The 15,625-nt window shown below is 74.5% G+C and carries 17 protein-coding genes and 1 riboswitch; of the genes, 7 read left to right on the top strand and 10 right to left on the bottom strand.

The features are described 5' to 3' along the window. The first annotated feature begins 168 nt into the window (after positions 1–168). The 5 genes from map (at position 169) to KZX45_RS06705 (ending at position 6,151) form a co-directional block, all read left to right on the top strand. On the top strand, positions 169–939 hold the full coding sequence (map, locus tag KZX45_RS06725; RefSeq protein WP_248256953.1) for a type I methionyl aminopeptidase: 771 nt from the start codon (positions 169–171) through the stop codon (positions 937–939). Positions 940–1,312: 373 nt separating this feature from the next. Then, a riboswitch (SAM riboswitch) is annotated at positions 1,313–1,419 on the top strand. Positions 1,420–1,453: 34 nt separating this feature from the next. Then, positions 1,454–2,497, top strand: coding sequence for a methylenetetrahydrofolate reductase (locus KZX45_RS06720; RefSeq protein ID WP_248256952.1), 1,044 nt, complete (start codon positions 1,454–1,456; stop codon positions 2,495–2,497). A gap of 9 nt (positions 2,498–2,506) precedes the next feature. Next, positions 2,507–4,885 carry a 5-methyltetrahydropteroyltriglutamate--homocysteine S-methyltransferase gene (metE, locus tag KZX45_RS06715; protein WP_248256951.1) on the top strand — a complete coding sequence of 793 codons (2,379 nt, stop codon included), beginning with the start codon at positions 2,507–2,509 and terminating at the stop codon, positions 4,883–4,885. Between the two features lie 194 nt (positions 4,886–5,079). Then, a complete protein-coding gene (locus KZX45_RS06710; protein WP_248256950.1) occupies positions 5,080–5,550 on the top strand; it encodes a hypothetical protein in 471 nt (156 codons plus the stop codon). Between the two features lie 199 nt (positions 5,551–5,749). After that, positions 5,750–6,151, top strand: coding sequence for a four-helix bundle copper-binding protein (locus KZX45_RS06705; RefSeq protein ID WP_248256949.1), 402 nt, complete (start codon positions 5,750–5,752; stop codon positions 6,149–6,151). 6 nt (positions 6,152–6,157) lie between these two features. On the opposite strand, the gene KZX45_RS20215 is transcribed toward KZX45_RS06705, so the two are convergent. From KZX45_RS20215 to ppk2, 6 genes are all read right to left on the bottom strand, one after another. After that, positions 6,158–7,405 (bottom strand): MFS transporter, encoded by a 1,248-nt coding sequence (locus KZX45_RS20215; RefSeq protein ID WP_248256948.1) that lies wholly within the window; start codon positions 7,403–7,405, stop codon positions 6,158–6,160. 140 nt (positions 7,406–7,545) lie between these two features. After that, positions 7,546–8,451 (bottom strand): cation diffusion facilitator family transporter, encoded by a 906-nt coding sequence (locus KZX45_RS06695; protein ID WP_248256947.1) that lies wholly within the window; start codon positions 8,449–8,451, stop codon positions 7,546–7,548. Further along, on the bottom strand, positions 8,448–9,125 hold the full coding sequence (locus tag KZX45_RS06690) for a cation diffusion facilitator family transporter (protein WP_248256946.1): 678 nt from the start codon (positions 9,123–9,125) through the stop codon (positions 8,448–8,450). Before KZX45_RS06690 ends, KZX45_RS06695 begins: the two co-directional genes overlap by 4 nt. Further along, on the bottom strand, positions 9,122–9,499 hold the full coding sequence (locus tag KZX45_RS06685) for a metalloregulator ArsR/SmtB family transcription factor (RefSeq protein WP_248257188.1): 378 nt from the start codon (positions 9,497–9,499) through the stop codon (positions 9,122–9,124). Before KZX45_RS06685 ends, KZX45_RS06690 begins: the two co-directional genes overlap by 4 nt. A 51-nt stretch (positions 9,500–9,550) precedes the next feature. Further along, positions 9,551–10,843 (bottom strand): MFS transporter, encoded by a 1,293-nt coding sequence (locus KZX45_RS06680; protein ID WP_248256945.1) that lies wholly within the window; start codon positions 10,841–10,843, stop codon positions 9,551–9,553. A gap of 99 nt (positions 10,844–10,942) precedes the next feature. Next, on the bottom strand, positions 10,943–11,875 hold the full coding sequence (gene ppk2 / locus KZX45_RS06675; RefSeq protein ID WP_248256944.1) for a polyphosphate kinase 2: 933 nt from the start codon (positions 11,873–11,875) through the stop codon (positions 10,943–10,945). Positions 11,876–11,981: 106 nt separating this feature from the next. Between ppk2 and KZX45_RS06670 the strand changes: the two genes are divergently transcribed. Then, positions 11,982–12,320 (top strand): YtxH domain-containing protein, encoded by a 339-nt coding sequence (locus KZX45_RS06670; RefSeq protein ID WP_248256943.1) that lies wholly within the window; start codon positions 11,982–11,984, stop codon positions 12,318–12,320. Between the two features lie 182 nt (positions 12,321–12,502). Here the strand turns inward: KZX45_RS06670 and KZX45_RS06665 are convergent, their stop codons facing one another. Next, on the bottom strand, positions 12,503–13,048 hold the full coding sequence (locus KZX45_RS06665; RefSeq protein WP_248256942.1) for a J domain-containing protein: 546 nt from the start codon (positions 13,046–13,048) through the stop codon (positions 12,503–12,505). Positions 13,049–13,330: 282 nt separating this feature from the next. Next, positions 13,331–13,756 (bottom strand): Hsp20/alpha crystallin family protein, encoded by a 426-nt coding sequence (locus KZX45_RS06660; RefSeq protein WP_248256941.1) that lies wholly within the window; start codon positions 13,754–13,756, stop codon positions 13,331–13,333. Between the two features lie 132 nt (positions 13,757–13,888). Between KZX45_RS06660 and KZX45_RS06655 the strand changes: the two genes are divergently transcribed. Further along, positions 13,889–14,179 carry a MerR family transcriptional regulator gene (locus KZX45_RS06655; protein WP_308221711.1) on the top strand — a complete coding sequence of 97 codons (291 nt, stop codon included), beginning with the start codon at positions 13,889–13,891 and terminating at the stop codon, positions 14,177–14,179. Between the two features lie 52 nt (positions 14,180–14,231). Here KZX45_RS06655 and rbsD read toward each other — a convergent pair whose 3' ends face one another. After that, a complete protein-coding gene (gene rbsD, locus KZX45_RS06650) occupies positions 14,232–14,621 on the bottom strand; it encodes a D-ribose pyranase (RefSeq protein ID WP_248256940.1) in 390 nt (129 codons plus the stop codon). Beyond that, positions 14,618–15,601: a ribokinase gene (locus tag KZX45_RS06645; RefSeq protein WP_248256939.1), complete on the bottom strand. Its 984-nt coding sequence runs from the start codon at positions 15,599–15,601 to the stop codon at positions 14,618–14,620. The genes rbsD and KZX45_RS06645 overlap by 4 nt, the downstream gene beginning before the upstream one ends. Positions 15,602–15,625: the final 24 nt, after the last annotated feature.

Below are 15,625 nucleotides of genomic sequence, written 5' to 3'. Positions count from 1 at the left end.
AGCGCTCGCCGGTGCGTCCGTCCGCCGCCGCATTTCTGCTCAACCATGTAAACACGCTAGAAAGACATTCCCCGCAGGGCCACGTCACGCGCTCCACATTCTCCCTGCGCTCCTGTGTGCCGCGGACCCACAAGTTCGGACGGGCGACGCTGGCCTAGCCTTGGGGCCGTGATCGACCTCAAGACCCCCGCCGAGATCGAGGCCATGCGCCCGGCCGGCTCCTTCGTCGCCGACGTGCTGACCGCCCTGAAGGAGAAGGCCACCGTCGGCGTCAACCTCCTCGAGCTCGACGCCCTGGCTCACGACATGATCCGCGAGCGTGGCGCCGAGTCCTGCTACATCGACTACCACCCCTCCTTCGGCGCCTCCCCGTTCGGCCACGTGCTGTGCACCTCGGTCAACGACGCGGTGCTCCACGGGCTGCCCCACGACTACGCGCTGCGGGACGGTGACCTCCTCTCGGTCGACTTCGCGGCCAGCATCGACGGCTGGGTCGCGGACTCCGCGCTCAGCGTGGTGGTCGGCCGCCCGCGGCCGGAGGACCTGAAGGTCATCGAGGCCACGGAGGCCGCCCTCGACGCGGCGATCGAGACCGCCGTCGTGGGCAACAGGATCGGCGACATCTCCGCCCGCATCGGCGGGGTGGCCGCCTCCTACGGCTACCGGGTCAACACCCAGTTCGGCGGGCACGGCGTCGGCCGCACGATGCACGGCGACCCGCACGTGCCCAACGACGGCCGTCCGCACCGGGGGCTGCCGCTGCGTCCGGGACTGGTCATCGCGATCGAGCCGTGGTTCATGTCCGGCACGGACGAGCTCTACACCGACGACGACGGCTGGACGCTTCGTAGCAAGGACGGCTCGCGCGGCGCACACTCCGAGCACACGGTCGCCGTGACGGAGGACGGTCCCGTGGTGCTCACCGCCCGCAACGGGTGAGCCGCCCGCGGACCGGAGAACGCCGCACATCTCGCCGCCGCCTCGCCCCGACACGAACGTGAGCCTCGGCGTGCGAGCAAGAGGTCTGGTGTCGAACAAGCCGGTTTGGACCTTCTTGTTCGGCACGAGACCTCTTTCTCGACCGGCCGTGCTCTTGACCGGCCGTGCTCTTGACCGGCCGTGCTCTTGACCGGCCGTGCTCTTGACCGGCCGCTTTCTCGACCGGCTCTCTCCACCGTCCGCGTCCGGCTGATCGCCCGGGCGACCGACCACCGCGTCCAGACAGCCGCTCCCGGGCCGGCGCCGGTCTCAGCCCGTGGGACCTCCGCGGCGCGGTGCCCGCCCGCCCCGCCCGATCCGCCATGATCGACGCTGACCATCCAGAGCGGCCGAGAGTCCTGGCTCCGTGACGCCGCAGCAACCCCCTCGGGGACGCCCGCCGTCGCCGCAGGAAGGTGCTCACGCCAGGTGCGATGGAGTGTGATCAGCGGTGTCGACGTCTAGCCTCGTGACCGTGCCCACCGACCACCCGACGGTCTCCTTCGAGCTCTACCCGCCCCGGCGGGCGGAGCTGGTCGAGACGGTGTGGCAGCGGGTGCTCCGCATGGCCGACGCCGGGCCCGACTTCTTCTCGGTGACCTACGGCGCCTCCGGCTCCTCCCGCACCGCCTCCGCCGAGCTCGTGCACCGCCTGCTCGCGGAGACCGCCGTGCCGCCGATCGCGCACCTGACCTGCGTGGGCGCCACCCGCGAGGAGCTCGCGGACCGCGTGCGCAACCTGCTCGACGCCGGCGTGCGCGACTTCCTCGCGCTGCGCGGCGACCCGCCGGCGGGCGAGACCGAGTGGGTGCCGTGCGCGGGCGGCCTGAGCCGGGCCAGCGACCTCGTCCGCCTGATCCGCGAGGTCGAGTACGAGCGGCTGGGCGCCCCCCGGCCCGACGGCGGACGCGAGACGACGGCGGAGCCGCCCTCCGTCGTCGCCCAGGACCTCGGGATCACCCCCGCCGACGTCGTCTCGGTCGCCGTCGCCGCCTACCCCTCCGGCGCGAGCCACACCCGCGAGGCGGAGCTCGCGGCGCTGCACGAGAAGCAGGACGCGGGCGCCGACTTCGCGATCACGCAGGTGTTCTTCGACGCCGGCGCCTACGCGTCCCTCGTGGTGGACGCCCGCGAGGCCGGGATCCACATCCCGATCCTGCCCGGGGTCATCCCGATGACCGACCCGGGGCGGCTGCACCGCCTCGCCCAGCTCACCGGGGTGCCGGTGCCGCCGTCGCTCGACGCCCTGCTCGCGGTCGAGGACGACGCGGAGCGCGTCCGCCGCGGCATCGACGCGACGCTGGCCCTCATCGACGGCGTGCTCGCGGCAGGGGCGCCCGGGCTGCACCTGTACACCTTCAACCAGGACCGCCCGGCCCTCGACGTCCTGGAGCACCTGCGCGCCCGGGGGCTGCGCAACCCCGCGATCGCCGGGCCGGAGGCCGTCGCACGGCCGACCGCGGCCGCCGGCGCGTCCCACGGCGCCGCCCAGCACAATGGGGACGTCGCGCCGAACTGAGGAGCCGCCATGCCCAGCCCGGTCACCGTGGACCGCACCGTGCCGTACTTCCCGGGAGCTACCGTCCTGGGGTACCCGCGGATCGGCCCCGGGCGGCAGCTGAAGAAGGCGCTCGAGGCGTTCTGGTCCGGCCGCAGCGAGCTCGACGACCTGCAGGTGAGCCTCGAGAAGCTGCGCATGGAGACCCGGCGCCACCTGGCCGACCTCGGTCTCACCTTCGACGACGGCGCCATCCCGCTGGACTTCTCCCCGTACGACCACGTGCTGGACGCCGCCGTCATGCTCGGCGCCGTGCCCGAGCGTTTCGCGGGCGTGGTCGACGCCGCGGGCCGGGTCGGCCCCGTCGGCTACTTCGCCCTCGCGCGCGGCGACGGCGACCGCGCGCCGCTCGAGATGACCAAGTGGTTCGACTCCAACTACCACTACCTCGTCCCCGAGATCGGGCCCGAGACCCCGATCCGCTTCGCCGACGACCGGCTGGTGCGCGACTTCCTGCAGGCCGCCGCCGACGGCGACACGGTGCGGCCGGTGGTGGTGGGCCCGCTGACCTTCCTGCTGCTGAGCAAGCCCGCCGACGGCTCGCCCGACGGGTTCCACCCGCTCGACCGGCTCGACGACGTGCTGGCCGCGTACACGGACCTGCTGCGCGCGTTCGGGGACGCCGGGGCGCCGTGGGTCCAGCTCGACGAGCCGGCCCTCGTGGCGGACACCTGGGAGGTCCCGCGCGAACGGGTGCTCGCGGCGCTGACCCGCGGGCTCGAGGTGCTGGCCGGCGAGCTCGCCCGGCCGGCCCGGCCGGCCCTGTTCCTCGCGGCGCCGTACGGCGACCTCGGCGACGCGCTGCCCCCGGTCGCCGACAGCCACGTCGAGGCGGTCGGGCTGGACCTCGTCCGCGGGCCGCTGCCCCGCCCCGACGTGCTGCGCCGCCTCGCCGGCAAGGTCGTGGTGGGCGGCGTCGTCGACGGCCGCAACGTCTGGCGCACCGACCTCGAGCGGGCGCTCGAGCTGCTGCTTCGACTCAGCGACGGCATCGGCGAGGGCGCGCGGGTAGCGGTCTCGACGTCGTGCTCGCTCCTGCACGTCCCGCACGACGCCTCCCGCGAGCGACGCCTGGGGCAGGCCCTGCGCCCGGCGCTGGCGTTCGCGGACCAGAAGGTCGAGGAGGTCCAGGTGCTCGCCCGCGGGCTCGCGCTCGGCGCCGACTCGGTCCGGGCTGAGCTGGCCGCCGCGGGGGAGGCGCGCGCCGCCCGGACGAGGCACCCGGGGGTGCGGCGCGACGACGTCGCCGCGCGCGTCGCCGGGCTGACGGAGGCGGACCTCACGCGCGCGCCGTACGAGGAGCGGAGCGCCGCGCAGGCCGAGATCCTGGGCCTGCCGGCTCTGCCGACGACGACGATCGGGTCGTTCCCGCAGACCGTCGAGCTGCGCCGCGCCCGGGTGGCGCTGAAGAAGCGTGACCTCGACCGCGAGGGGTACGAGCGCGTGGTGCGCGAGGAGATCGCCCGGGTGGTGCGGCTGCAGGAGGAGCTCGGTCTTGACGTGCTCGTGCACGGCGAGCCCGAGCGCAACGACATGGTGCAGTACTTCGCCGAGCAGCTCGACGGGTTCGCGGTCACCGACCACGGCTGGGTGCAGTCCTACGGCTCGCGGTGCACGCGGCCCCCGATCCTGTTCGGCGGCGTCGCGCGCCCGGCGCCGATGACGGTGCCGTGGACGACGTACGCGGCGTCCCTCACCGACCGGCCGGTCAAGGCCATGGTCACCGGGCCGGTGACGATGCTGGCCTGGTCGTTCGTGCGCGACGACCAGCCGCTCGCCGAGACAGCCCAGCAGGTCGCCCTCGCGCTGCGGGACGAGATCGCGGACCTGCAGGACGCCGGCATCCGGATCGTCCAGGTCGACGAGCCGGCGCTGCGCGAGCTGCTGCCGCTGCGGCGGGCGGAGCGGGAGGACTACCTCGCGTGGGCCGTGCGCGCGTTCCGGGTCGCCACCTCCGTGGCGGGGCCCGACACCCAGGTGCACACCCATTTGTGCTACTCCGAGTTCGGCGACATCCTCGACGCGATCGACGCCATGGACGCCGACGTGACCAGCATCGAGGCGGCGCGCTCGCGGATGGAGATCCTGCCGGAGCTCCGCGCCGCCGGGTTCTGCCGCGGCGTCGGGCCCGGCGTGTACGACATCCACTCCCCGCGGGTACCGAGCACCGAAGAGGTCACCGGGCTGCTCACCGCCGCGCTGGCCGCGGTGCCCGCCGGCCGGCTGTGGGTGAACCCGGACTGCGGGCTCAAGACGCGCGGCTTCGAGGAGACGACGGCGGCCCTGGCGAACCTCGTCGAGGCGGCGAGGGCCGTGCGGGCGACCCTTCCCGGTGGCGCCGGCATCTGACGGGTCAGTCGGCCAGCTCCCGCGGCCCACGACGCGGAAGCGCTCGATGACGATCTCGTCCGCGTCGGTGAGACCGGGCGTGTCGTCATCCCTCGTTGTGGTGGCTGTCGGGCGGGCGCGGGGCGTCGCTAACGTCCCGGACGGCGCGGTCGACGGCGACCGCCCGTTCACGCTGACTCCCGATCGGAACGGTCATGACTCGACAGCTCGCGTCCCGGCTCGGCGCCGGCCTCCTCGCGGCCCTCGTGCTCGCGCTCCTCGCGGGTGGCCTGGCCCGGGTTCTCATGCGCCTGCTCGTGGTGCTGTCCGGCGAGGAGGGCCGTTTCTCCGTCGCGGGGACGCTGGGGATCCTGGCCGTCTTCGCCGCGACGATGACGCCCGGCGCGGTGGCAGCCGCCCTCGGCGCGCGGCGGACGAGCTGGGTGCTGCTCGCGCTCGGGGCCGCGGTGCTGCTCCTGCAGAGCGTGGTGATACCCCTGCAGGAGGACCGCACGGCTCTCGCGGACGCCGGAGGTCTGCTCCAGGGCGTGACGGTCGTCGTGCTCGCGGCGTTCCCCGTGGTGATCGTCGCCCAGGCGATGGCGACGTCGCGGCTCGCGGCTGCCCTCGCTCGTCGCCTCGGTCCGGGGCACCGGGGCCGGGAGCGTGCCGCCGTCGGAGGCTGACCCGCGCCCAGCACCCCGGCCGGGCACCGACGGGCGTCCGCGCGCGCAGCACGCCCGGGCGGGCCCCGGCGGACGGTCCCCGCGTGCGGGTGGCCGCCGCGGTCCTTACGGTCGGAGGGACCGACCGGGTGGGCGCACCCCGGGCCGCCCGGGTGGACGAACCCCGCGCCGCACCCGCCCCGCGACCGGAAGGATCGTCATGAGGACCGCCGAGATGCTGGGCTCGCACCCCGAGCAGGCCACCGTCGACGCAGATCTGCTCGCGCGCGCGATCGACGCGCTCGCCGCCTGCACCCAGGCCTGTACCACCTGCGCCGACGCCTGCCTCGCCGAGGACATGGTCGCCGAGCTCCGCCGCTGCATCCGCACCGATCTGGACTGCGCGGACGTGTGCGCCACGACGCTGCGCCTGCTGTCCCGCCGCACGGACACCGACCTGACCGTCGTGCGCGCCCAGCTCCAGGCGTGCGTCGTCGCGTGCCGCACCTGCGGCGAGGAATGCGAGACGCACGCGGACATGCACGAGCACTGCCGCGTGTGCGCCGAGGCGTGCGGCGCGTGTGAGCAGGTCTGCACCGATCTGCTCGCCGCGATGAACTGACCCCGCTCACCGCGGTCCACCGGGCGCCCCCGCGGCGCCCGGCCGGGCCGTCACGCGCAGCGCGAGCGCCGCGGAGACCAGCATGACGACCCCGAGCGCGAGCCCCAGCGCCCGGTAGCCCGACGCGGCGATCAGCGCCCCACCCGCGACGGCGCCGAGCAGGTAGCCCAGCTGCGTCGCGGCGGTCCGCGTCGCCATCATGGCGGCGGCCTGTCCGGGCAACTGCTCCAGACCCAGCCGCGCGGAGGCCGGCGTGCGGATCCCGGCGAGCAGCCCGAGCAGGCAGAAGGCGGCGACGGCGCCGGCGCGCGTGGAGGCGACCGTGAACATGAGCGGCATCAGCAGGCCCATGGCTGCCGCCGCGGCGGCCACCAGCGTCCGGTCGGCCAGCAGCCGCGCGAGGCCCGCTGAGCGCGTCGAGGACAGCAGGTACGCCCCTGCGCCGGCGGCGAGGAGCCAGCCCACCGTCGCCTGGTCCGCGCCTGTCCGCTGGATGAAGTAGGCGCCCGCGAAGGTCAGGAGGGCGGTCCAGGCCGTGAACGCCGCGGTCTCCGCCACCAGCCAGCGGCGCGCCGAGCGCTCGGTGAGCGGGGCCCACCGCCCCGCGGCACCCGCGGCCCCCGTGGGACGCGGCGGCGTCGTCGCCGGCCGCCGCCCCGCCGTCGTCAGCGTCCCACGCGGCTGCGGCTCCGCCGTCGTCGCCGCCACCGGCACCGCCCGTCGTGCCGCGGCCAGCGCCACGACGGCGATCGTCGCCGGGACCGCCTGCGCCGCCCGCCAGGACCACGCCGCGGTGAGCCATGCGGCGACCGGGTTGACGACCACCCAGGCCAGCGCGTTGGCGGCCGCGACCTGCCCGGCGGCCCAGGCCCGCTCCGGCCCCTCGAAGGCGCCCAGCCCGGCGAAGCCGCCGGAGAGCAGGAGCGCGAACGCGACCCCGACGAGGGCGTGGGCGGCGAGGAACGTGCCCAGCGACCCGGCGGCGGCGACCCCGGCGCACGCCAGCACGGCCAGCAGCCCGCCGACGCGCAGGAGGCGGGGCACCGGCCACCCGCCGGGCCGGGCGCTGAGGGCGACGGAGACGGTGATGGCGACCGCGGCGGTGACCGACCGCGCCTGCCCCACCGTGGCGACCGACGCGCCGAGGTCCTCCCCGATCGCGACGACGGTCGGGGCCAGCACCACCAGGAGGGCCTGCGACGCCGTCGTGCCCAGGATCAGGGGGGCGACAGCGCCCCAGCGAGCACGGCTCACGCCGCCATCGTCACCCCGTGGCCGGTCGGGCAGCGGCGGTTTCGCCGGGGAAGTCCTCGCGCGGCGCGTCGCAATCGTGCGACTCAGCGGTGCCGGTGCGGCTCAGGGGTGCCGGTGCGGCTCGGCGGTGCCGGTGCAGCTCAGCGGTGGCGATGCAGCTCGTGGGTCGCGTGCGTGGCCGGCTCCAGCTGGAACGTGGAGTGCTCGACGCTGACCGGGAAGTGCCGGGCGACGCACGCCTGCAGCAGGTCCAGCACCTGCGGGGCGTGCCCGTCCCGGAAGCAGGAGTCGTCCAGCACCACGTGGGCCGAGAGGACGGGCAGCCCGGTGGTGATCTGGGAGGCGTGCAGGTCGTGGACGTCCAGCACGTGCTCGAGCTCGAGGATGTGCTCCCGCACGGCGTGCAGGTCCAGGCCCCGGGGCGTGGCCTCGAGGAGCACGTGGGTGGACTCGCGCAGCAGCGCCACCGTGCGGGGCACGATGAGCAGGCTGATGAACATGCCGGCGAGGGCGTCGGCGCGGACGAACGACGTGGTCGCGATGACGACGGCGCTGACGATCACCGCGATCGAGCCGAGCGCGTCGTTGAGGACCTCGAGGAAGGCCGCACGCATGTTGATGCTGATCGAGCGCCCGCCGGCCAGCACCACGATGGCGACGACGTTGCCGAGCAGGCCGAGCACCCCGAAGGCGAGCAGCTCCGCGCCGGGGATCTCGGGCGGCGCCGAGAGCCGCCGGACGCCCTCGATGAAGGCGTAGACCGCGACGGCGAAGAGGACGAGCGCCTGGGCCGCGGCGGCGAGGACCTCGGCGCGCCGGTAGCCCCAGGTGCGCTGCGCCGTGGCCGGGCGTGCCGCGAGGGTGGCGGCGACCAGCGCCATGGTGAGGCCGCCGGCGTCGACGAGCATGTGCCCGGCGTCCACGAGCAGCGCGAGGGAGCCGGTCCACCAGGCGCCCACGACCTCGGCCACCAGGATCACCGCGGTGATGGCGAGGGCGATCGCCAGCCGCCGCCGGCCGGTGGAACGCCCGTGGTCGTGGCTCATCGGGGGCTCTCGTCGTCGTCCACGTCGTCCACGTCGTCCGCGTCGTCGTCCTCCACGAGCTCGCCCTCCCACGCCTCGCGGCCCTCGTGGACGGCGAAGGCGGCGATGACGAAGCCCGCCACCGGGTCGATCCAGGCGGCACCGGTGAGCTGGAACAGGACGAGGCCCAGGAGGGTGGAGACGCTGAGGAGCACGCAGATCTTCGTCTCCGCGGCGTCGGCGAGGATGAGGTTGTCCCGCAGCCGCAGGCCCACCCGCCGCTTCGCCGCGGCGAGGAGCGGCATGACCACGACCGACGCGACGAGCAGGCCGATCGCCACGGGGGAGCGGTCCGGCGTCTCGCGCGCGACCAGGCTCCGGACGCCCTCGAACGTCACGTACGCGGCGAGGAGGAAGAAGGTCGCCGCGACGAGCCGTAGCGCCCGGCGCTCCCGGCGCTCGTCCGCCTCCCCGTGGCGCAGCCGGGCCGACAGGCGCATGGCGACGAGCACCGCGGAGATCGACTCGATCGCGGAGTCGACGCCGAAGCCGACGACGGAGACCAGTCCCGCGAGCAGGCCCGCCGTGATCGCGACGGCCCCCTCGACGAGGTTGTACGCGACGGTGAACCGCGCGAGGTGCAGCCCGCGGCGCGTGAGCCGCTCCGTCTCGGCCGATGTCAGGGTCGCCGTCACTTCCCGGCCCCGATTCCGTAGGTCGGGCAGAGCGTCACGGCGGACCCGGTGGCCGAGAGCAGGCCCTCCGCGGCGGCGAGCAGGGCGAGCAGCTCGTGCTCGGTGGTGAGCGAGTACAGCGAGGCGCGGCCCTGCGGGCGCGAGTCCACGAGGCCGCAGTCCTTGAGGCAGGCGAGGTGGGCGCTGACGGTCGACTGCGCCAGCCCGAGGTGCTCCGTGAGGTCGCGCACGCGGTGCTCGCCGGCGGTGAGATGCTGCAGGATCGTCAGCCGGGTCGGGTCCGAGAGGCTGTGGAACAGCGCGGCGGCGGGCTCGAGGGAGTCCGGGCCGGCGGTGGGTTCCGCGGCGGTCCGATCGGGTGCGGTCGGTAGCATCGTCACGCGGCGATGATAGCGGTGTGGGCCACGCCCGTCGCGCACCGACCGTCAGCGCGCGCTGACCTCCGGCAGCGTGCGGGCGGTGAACACCCCCGCGACGCCGAGCAGCGCGAGGAACACCAGCGCGACCTCGGGGCCGAGCAGCGCGAGCGCGCTGGACACCGCCCCCGCCACCAGCAGCAGCACCCCCATCGCGGTGTTGGCCACGGCCACGTACTCGGTGCGGCGGTCGCCCTGCGCCATGTCCACCACGTAGGTCTTGCGCGCCACCCGGACGCCGGTGTGGGTCAGCGCCAGCAGCAGGTGGACCGCCGGGTACAGCAGCGTCCAGCCGCGCACCCCGGGCACCAGCAGCAGCGCGAGGAAGAGCAGGATCGCGGTGGACGCGGCGCCGGCGCCCCAGATCATCAGCTGCCGGCTCGACCGGTCGGCCCACCGCCCGAAGAGCCGTCCGCCGAGCAGGCTCGCCACCCCGGAGGCGACGACGAACGCGCCGAGCCCGCCCAGCCCGCCGCCGTGCTCCGCGGCGAGGGCGACGACGAAGGGCGGGCTGAGCGCCGAGACGAGCAGCAGCGTCCGCACGAGGACGAAGCGGCGGAAGGTCGCGTCGTCGCGGAGCAGGGCGACGGACCGGCGCGCCCAGCCACCGCCGTCGACCGGGGCGGGGGCGGGCTCCTCCGCGGGCTCCCGGATGCCGGCGTAGACCACGAGCCCCGCCACCCAGGTCAGGGCGGCGGCGGCGAGGAGCACCACGAGGGGTCCGGCGTCGTCGCCGCCGAGGAGGCGGATGCCCACCCCGACGGTGATCGCGACGACCCCGGAGAGCACGGTGGCCAGCCCGTTGATCTGGCCGCGCTGCCCCTTGGGGATCGTGCGGCCGAGGACGTCCTTGCTGGCGAGGGAGTTGAGGGCGCGCGAGAGGGCGAAGACGGCGAGGGCGAGAAGGATCGCGACGCCGGCCGCCGTGCCGGTCGCCGTCGCCGCGGTCACCGCCATGGCGGCCGTGGCGAGCGCCTGCCCGGCCGAGCCGGCGACCCACAGCCACTTGCGGACGCGGTGGCGCCGCACCCACGGCACCATCGCGGCCTGCGGGAGCATCGACCCCGACTCGCGGATCGGCACGAGCAGGCCGACCAGGGCGCCCGGGACGCCGAGCGCGGCGAACAGCCACGGCAGCACGGTCTTGGCGTTGACCACCTGGTCGCCGGTGCTCTGCAGCGCCTGGGCGACGATCTGCCGCAGCCCGTTGCGCGGCACGTCCCTCGCGGTCCCCGGCGCCATCGCGTCGGTGGCGCCCTCGGGTGCGCGGACGAGCCGGTCGTACAGGCTCGCCGCGCTCACCTGGGGATCCTGGAGAAGCTCACCGTCTCGTTCTACGCCGCCGCCCGGGCGCGCGCCAAGCGGGGCCGGCCGGACCCGCTCGCCGTCGCCGGGGCCCGCTCAACGTCGCGAGGGATCCTCCACCAGGGTCGACGCCCAGTCCGGAACGTACTTGGAGACCTCGATCGGTGGGCGCTGGTAGCCGGTCCCCGGCGGGCGCTTGGGCAGCGCGACCTTCTCCTGGTGGATGTCCCGGTACGGGAGCGAGTCGAGCAGGTGGTGGATCATGTTCAGCCGCGCCTGCTTCTTGGAGTCGCTCGCCACGTGGTGCCACGGCGCCACCTGCGTGTCCGTGTGGACCATCATCTCGTCCTTCGCCCGCGAGAAGTCCTCCCAGCGGGTGATCGACTCCAGGTCGGTGGGGGAGAGCTTCCACTGCCGCAGCGGGTCGGTCAGGCGCTTGCGGAACCGCTCGAGCTGGACGTCGTCGGAGACGGAGAACCAGTACTTGCGCAGGTGAATGCCGTCCTCGACGAGCATCTGCTCGAAGATCGGGCACTGGCGCAGGAACCGCTTGTGCTCCTCGGGCGTGCAGTACCCCATGACCTTCTCGACGCCGGCGCGGTTGTACCAGGACCGGTCGAACAGCACCATCTCCCCGGCCGCGGGCAGGTGCTCGACGTAGCGCTGGAAGTACCACTGCCCCTTCTCGCGCTCGGTGGGCGCCGGCAGGGCGGCGATCCTCGCCACGCGGGGGGAGAGGTACTCGGTGATCCGCTTGATGGTGCCGCCCTTGCCGGCCGCGTCGCGCCCCTCGAAGACGACGACGACGCGGGCCCCCGTCGACTTCACCCAGGTCTGCAGCTTCCCCAGCTCGCCCTGGAGCCGGTAGAGCTCGGCGTTGTAGATCTTGTTGGGGATCTTCGTGGTGCGGAAGCCGACCGCCTCCGACGGCGCGACCTCGCTCGCGCCGTCCGCCTCCGCCTGGGCCTTGGCACCCGTGACGACGGCGGCACGCGTCCCGCCGTCGGCCCGCTTCTTCGCGTTCGCCATGAAAGAAAGGCTAGACCGCGGACGCCGCCCGCGGGCGGGGGTGGGCCGACGGCCCTAGGCTCGTGCATCAGCACCAGTCCACATCACCGCACGGAGGTTCAATCACATGGGCAAGCTCTCGTTCTTCGTCGGCGCCGGTCTCGGCTACGTCTTCGGGACCCGTGCCGGTCGCGGCCAGTACGAGAAGATCAAGAAGGCGAGCTCCAAGGTGTGGGAGAACCCGCGCGTGCAGGAGAACGTCCAGAAGGTCGAGACCAAGGTGACCGACATCGCCAAGGAGCGCGGCTCCGCGGTGACCGACAAGGTGGCCTCGACCGTCAAGGACAAGCTCCACCGCTCGGGCAACGGCACCCACTCCTCGTCGGGGCCCGACTTCCCGGTCGGCAACACCGGCCGCGGCACCGACGGGCCGCTCGACCCCACGCCGCCGCAGCCCAGCATCTGACCTCGGCGCCGGCCGCCCCCTCGCCCGGCGCAGGCCAGCCCGCAGTTCGGCAGCTCACCGCATGCCAGGTCGGCAGCTCACCGCAGGCCAGGCCGCTCACCCTGGACCGGTGTGTGCCACCTCTGCACCGTACGAACCGTGCAGCAGTGTCACGGACCAGTCGGGACAGTGCCGCAGACCGGTCAGAGCAGGCGGTGCCGGAGCTCGCGGAGCAGCTCGACCAGGTTCGGCGCGCCGTCGCGACGGGCCTGCCGTCCCGGACGTGGTCCGAGCACGATCGTCGGGCCGACCCAGATGGTCGGCTGCCCGGGGCGTTGCGCGGGCCCGCGCGCAGCAGGGCGTGCTGCAGGTTCGTCGTCGTCCCGGGAGGCCGGGGCGTCCTGCGGCACCCGGTCGTTCGCCCGCGCCCGAAGAGGGTCCCGAGACGGCCGGACCGGGCCGTCCCGCCGCACCCGCACGGGCACCGGCCGGGCCGCGGCCGGCTGCGCCCCGGCGCGGGCGGAGCGCTCCTGCGCCCGGGTGGCGCCGTCGTATTCGGCCCGGCGGGCCGGGTCGCGGAGCACGGCCCAGGCGTCGTAGATGTCGGCGAGGCCCGCCTGCTGGTCGCCCTCCGGCCGGCTGTCGGGATGGCGCCGACGCACGAGGGACCGGTAGGCGCGCGCGATCTCCTGCGGGCTCGCGTCCGGCGCGACCCCCAGGATCAGGTAGTAGTCGGGCTGCCGTTCCATGACTCCTCGAGCGGCACTCTCCGGGCCCGTGGGCCCTCCGGACACGGGTGTGCGCGGCACGGGCGTGCCGTGCCGCGCCCGCCGGCTGTCCCGCTCGGCCGGCCCTGCCTCCATGACCGTGCGGTCGGGCCGGAGCGCGTCCGGGGCCTGTGGCCCCGGCGGCTTCGACGGCTCAGGTCAGCTCGTGGCTCCGCCGGGCGGCGGGGTCAGTCGGCGCGTCGGTCGGTCATCCTGGTCCTGCACCACCTGCCCCTCCTGTTACCGCACCGTCGTGCGTCGTGCTCAGGCGTTGATCGCCCTGCGCTCCTCCGTGCTGATGGAGACCTTCCGCGGCTTGGCCTGCTCGGCGATCGGGATGCGGAGGCCGAGCACGCCGGCGTGGTAGTTCGCCGACACGTTCTCGGTGTCGAGGTTGTCACCGAGGAACAGCTGCCGGGTGAACGTGCCGCGCGGGCGTTCCGCCGCGATGAGCTCCGTGACGTCGCCCATGCTCGGCCGCTCGGCCCTGACGGTCAGGACGTTGCTCTCGACGCCGACGTCGATCGTCTCCGGGTCGATGCCCGGCAGGTCGAACTCGACGACGAACTCGTCCTGCTCGCGCCAGGCGTCCATCGGCATCGCCGACGACCTCGTGGCCGTTCCCATCGTGCCGAACACCTGCTGGGTGAGCCGGTCGAGCTCACGGAACGGGTCGGTGCGCATCAACATCAGGTCCACCTCCAACTGACACTCGACATCGTCACTGCTATCGTGGTGCCGATCTGTAGTGACCGGTACAGGTTTCTTATAGCACGGACAGATGGTCGGGGCAAGAGATTCCCGCCGGACCGGAGAGAGAACGTGGAGAGGGCGCGTCGCAACGACCGCAGCCGTGGGGTCTACGGCATCTCGGTGGCCGCCGAGATGGTGGGCTCGGAGGCCCAGCGCCTGCGGCTGTACGAGCGGCGCGGGCTGCTCGAGCCGGCCCGAACCTCCGGCGGCACCAGGCGCTACAGCGAGGACGACCTCGACCGGCTCACCCGCATCGGCCAGCTCCTGGCCGACGGCCTCAACCTCGCCGGCGTGGCCGCCGTGCTCGAGCTCGAGGAGGAGAACGCTCGGCTCCGGGCGCGGCTGGACGACGAGGGGTAGACCTGGTCCGGGCGGGAGTCAGGTGCTTCGGCGGCTCACCGGCGGTGACCGGTCAGAACGGCACGCCGCAGGTCAGGATGACGTTGGCGTACGGCGTCGCCTCGCCCGTGCGCACGAACAGGCTGGCCGAGGCGCTCGCCGTCTTGAGCTCCTCGTGGCTGCACCACGCGGGCTCGCCGAAGAGCGCGCGCACGAGGGCCAGGACGTCGGCGTTGCGGTGACGGGTCTCGCTCGCCAGCAGCGCGGACTCGACGACGATGTCAGCGTCCAGAGCCCGGAGGACGTCGGCGAAGCGCGGCACGCCGAAGGTCACGGCGAGGTCGACGACCGGCACTCCCCGAGGGCGGGGGAGACCGCAGTCGCCCACCACCACCCGGTCGGTGTGGCCGAGCCCGGCGAGCGCCGCGGACAGCGGCTGGTTCAGGATGCCGCCGCGCTTCACCGCCCGACCTCCCGGCCCTCCAGCAGGGTCCCCCCGCGCTCGAGCTCCTCGAGGGTCGGGAAGGAGGTCTGGGCCCCCCGGCGGGTGACCGCGACGGCGGCCACCCGGGTCGCGAGCCGGACCGCCCGCTCCAGCGTGGTGCCGGCGGCGAGCTCGACGGCCAGCGCCCCGACGAAGGAGTCGCCGGCCCCGGTGGTGTCGACGGCCTCCACGCGGACGGCGGGCACACGGACCACCTCGGCCCCGCCGTCGCGAGTCTCGGCGACCACGGCGCCCGCCGCCCCGAGAGTGAGGACGACGGACCGCGGGCCCAGGCGCAGCAGCGCCCGGGCCGTGGCTCCGGCGTCGTCGGCCAGCTCGGCGGCGGCCCCGCCGTCGTCCGTCAGGTCGGCGGCGGCCCTGGCGTCCTCGAGGAGGAACGCGGCCTCGCTCTCGTTGACCACCAGGGGGTCCGCGGCAGCGAGCACCTCGGGGGCGAGCCGCGCGGCCGGTGCGGCGTTGACCACCACGCGCCCCCGCGCCCCGGCCGCGACCAGGGCGACCGACTCCAGGGGGATCTCGAGCTGCAGGACGACCACGGGCGCCGCACCCCACGAGGCCCGGGTCTCCTCGAGCATCGCGGGGGTGACGTGCCGGTTCGCGCCGGGCGCGACAATGATCGAGTTCTCCCCGTCCGGCGTCACCATGATGGTGGCCGTGCCGGTCGGGGCGTCGACCGTGCGCAGGTCCGTCAGGTCCACCCCCGCGGAGGACAGCGACTCACGCAGCAGGGCGCCGTGGTCGTCGTCGCCGACGCAGCCGACGAAGGCGACCGCCCCGCCGATCTTGCCCGCCGCGACCGCCTGGTTCGCGCCCTTGCCGCCGGGCGTGGTGACGACGTCGGAGCCGATCACCGTCTCGCCCGGGGCCGGGCGGTGGTCGATGTCCAGGACGAGGTCGGCGTTGGCCGAGCCGACGACGACCACCTGTGGTGTCTGCATGTGGGGTGCTCCGTGAGGTCGTGC

Origin of the sequence: Georgenia sp. EYE_87, assembly GCF_023148685.1 — a bacterium.
GTDB lineage: Bacteria > Actinomycetota > Actinomycetes > Actinomycetales > Actinomycetaceae > Georgenia.
Note: the sequence above shows the minus strand (reverse complement) of the source record. Positions and strands in the feature narration are given on the sequence as shown.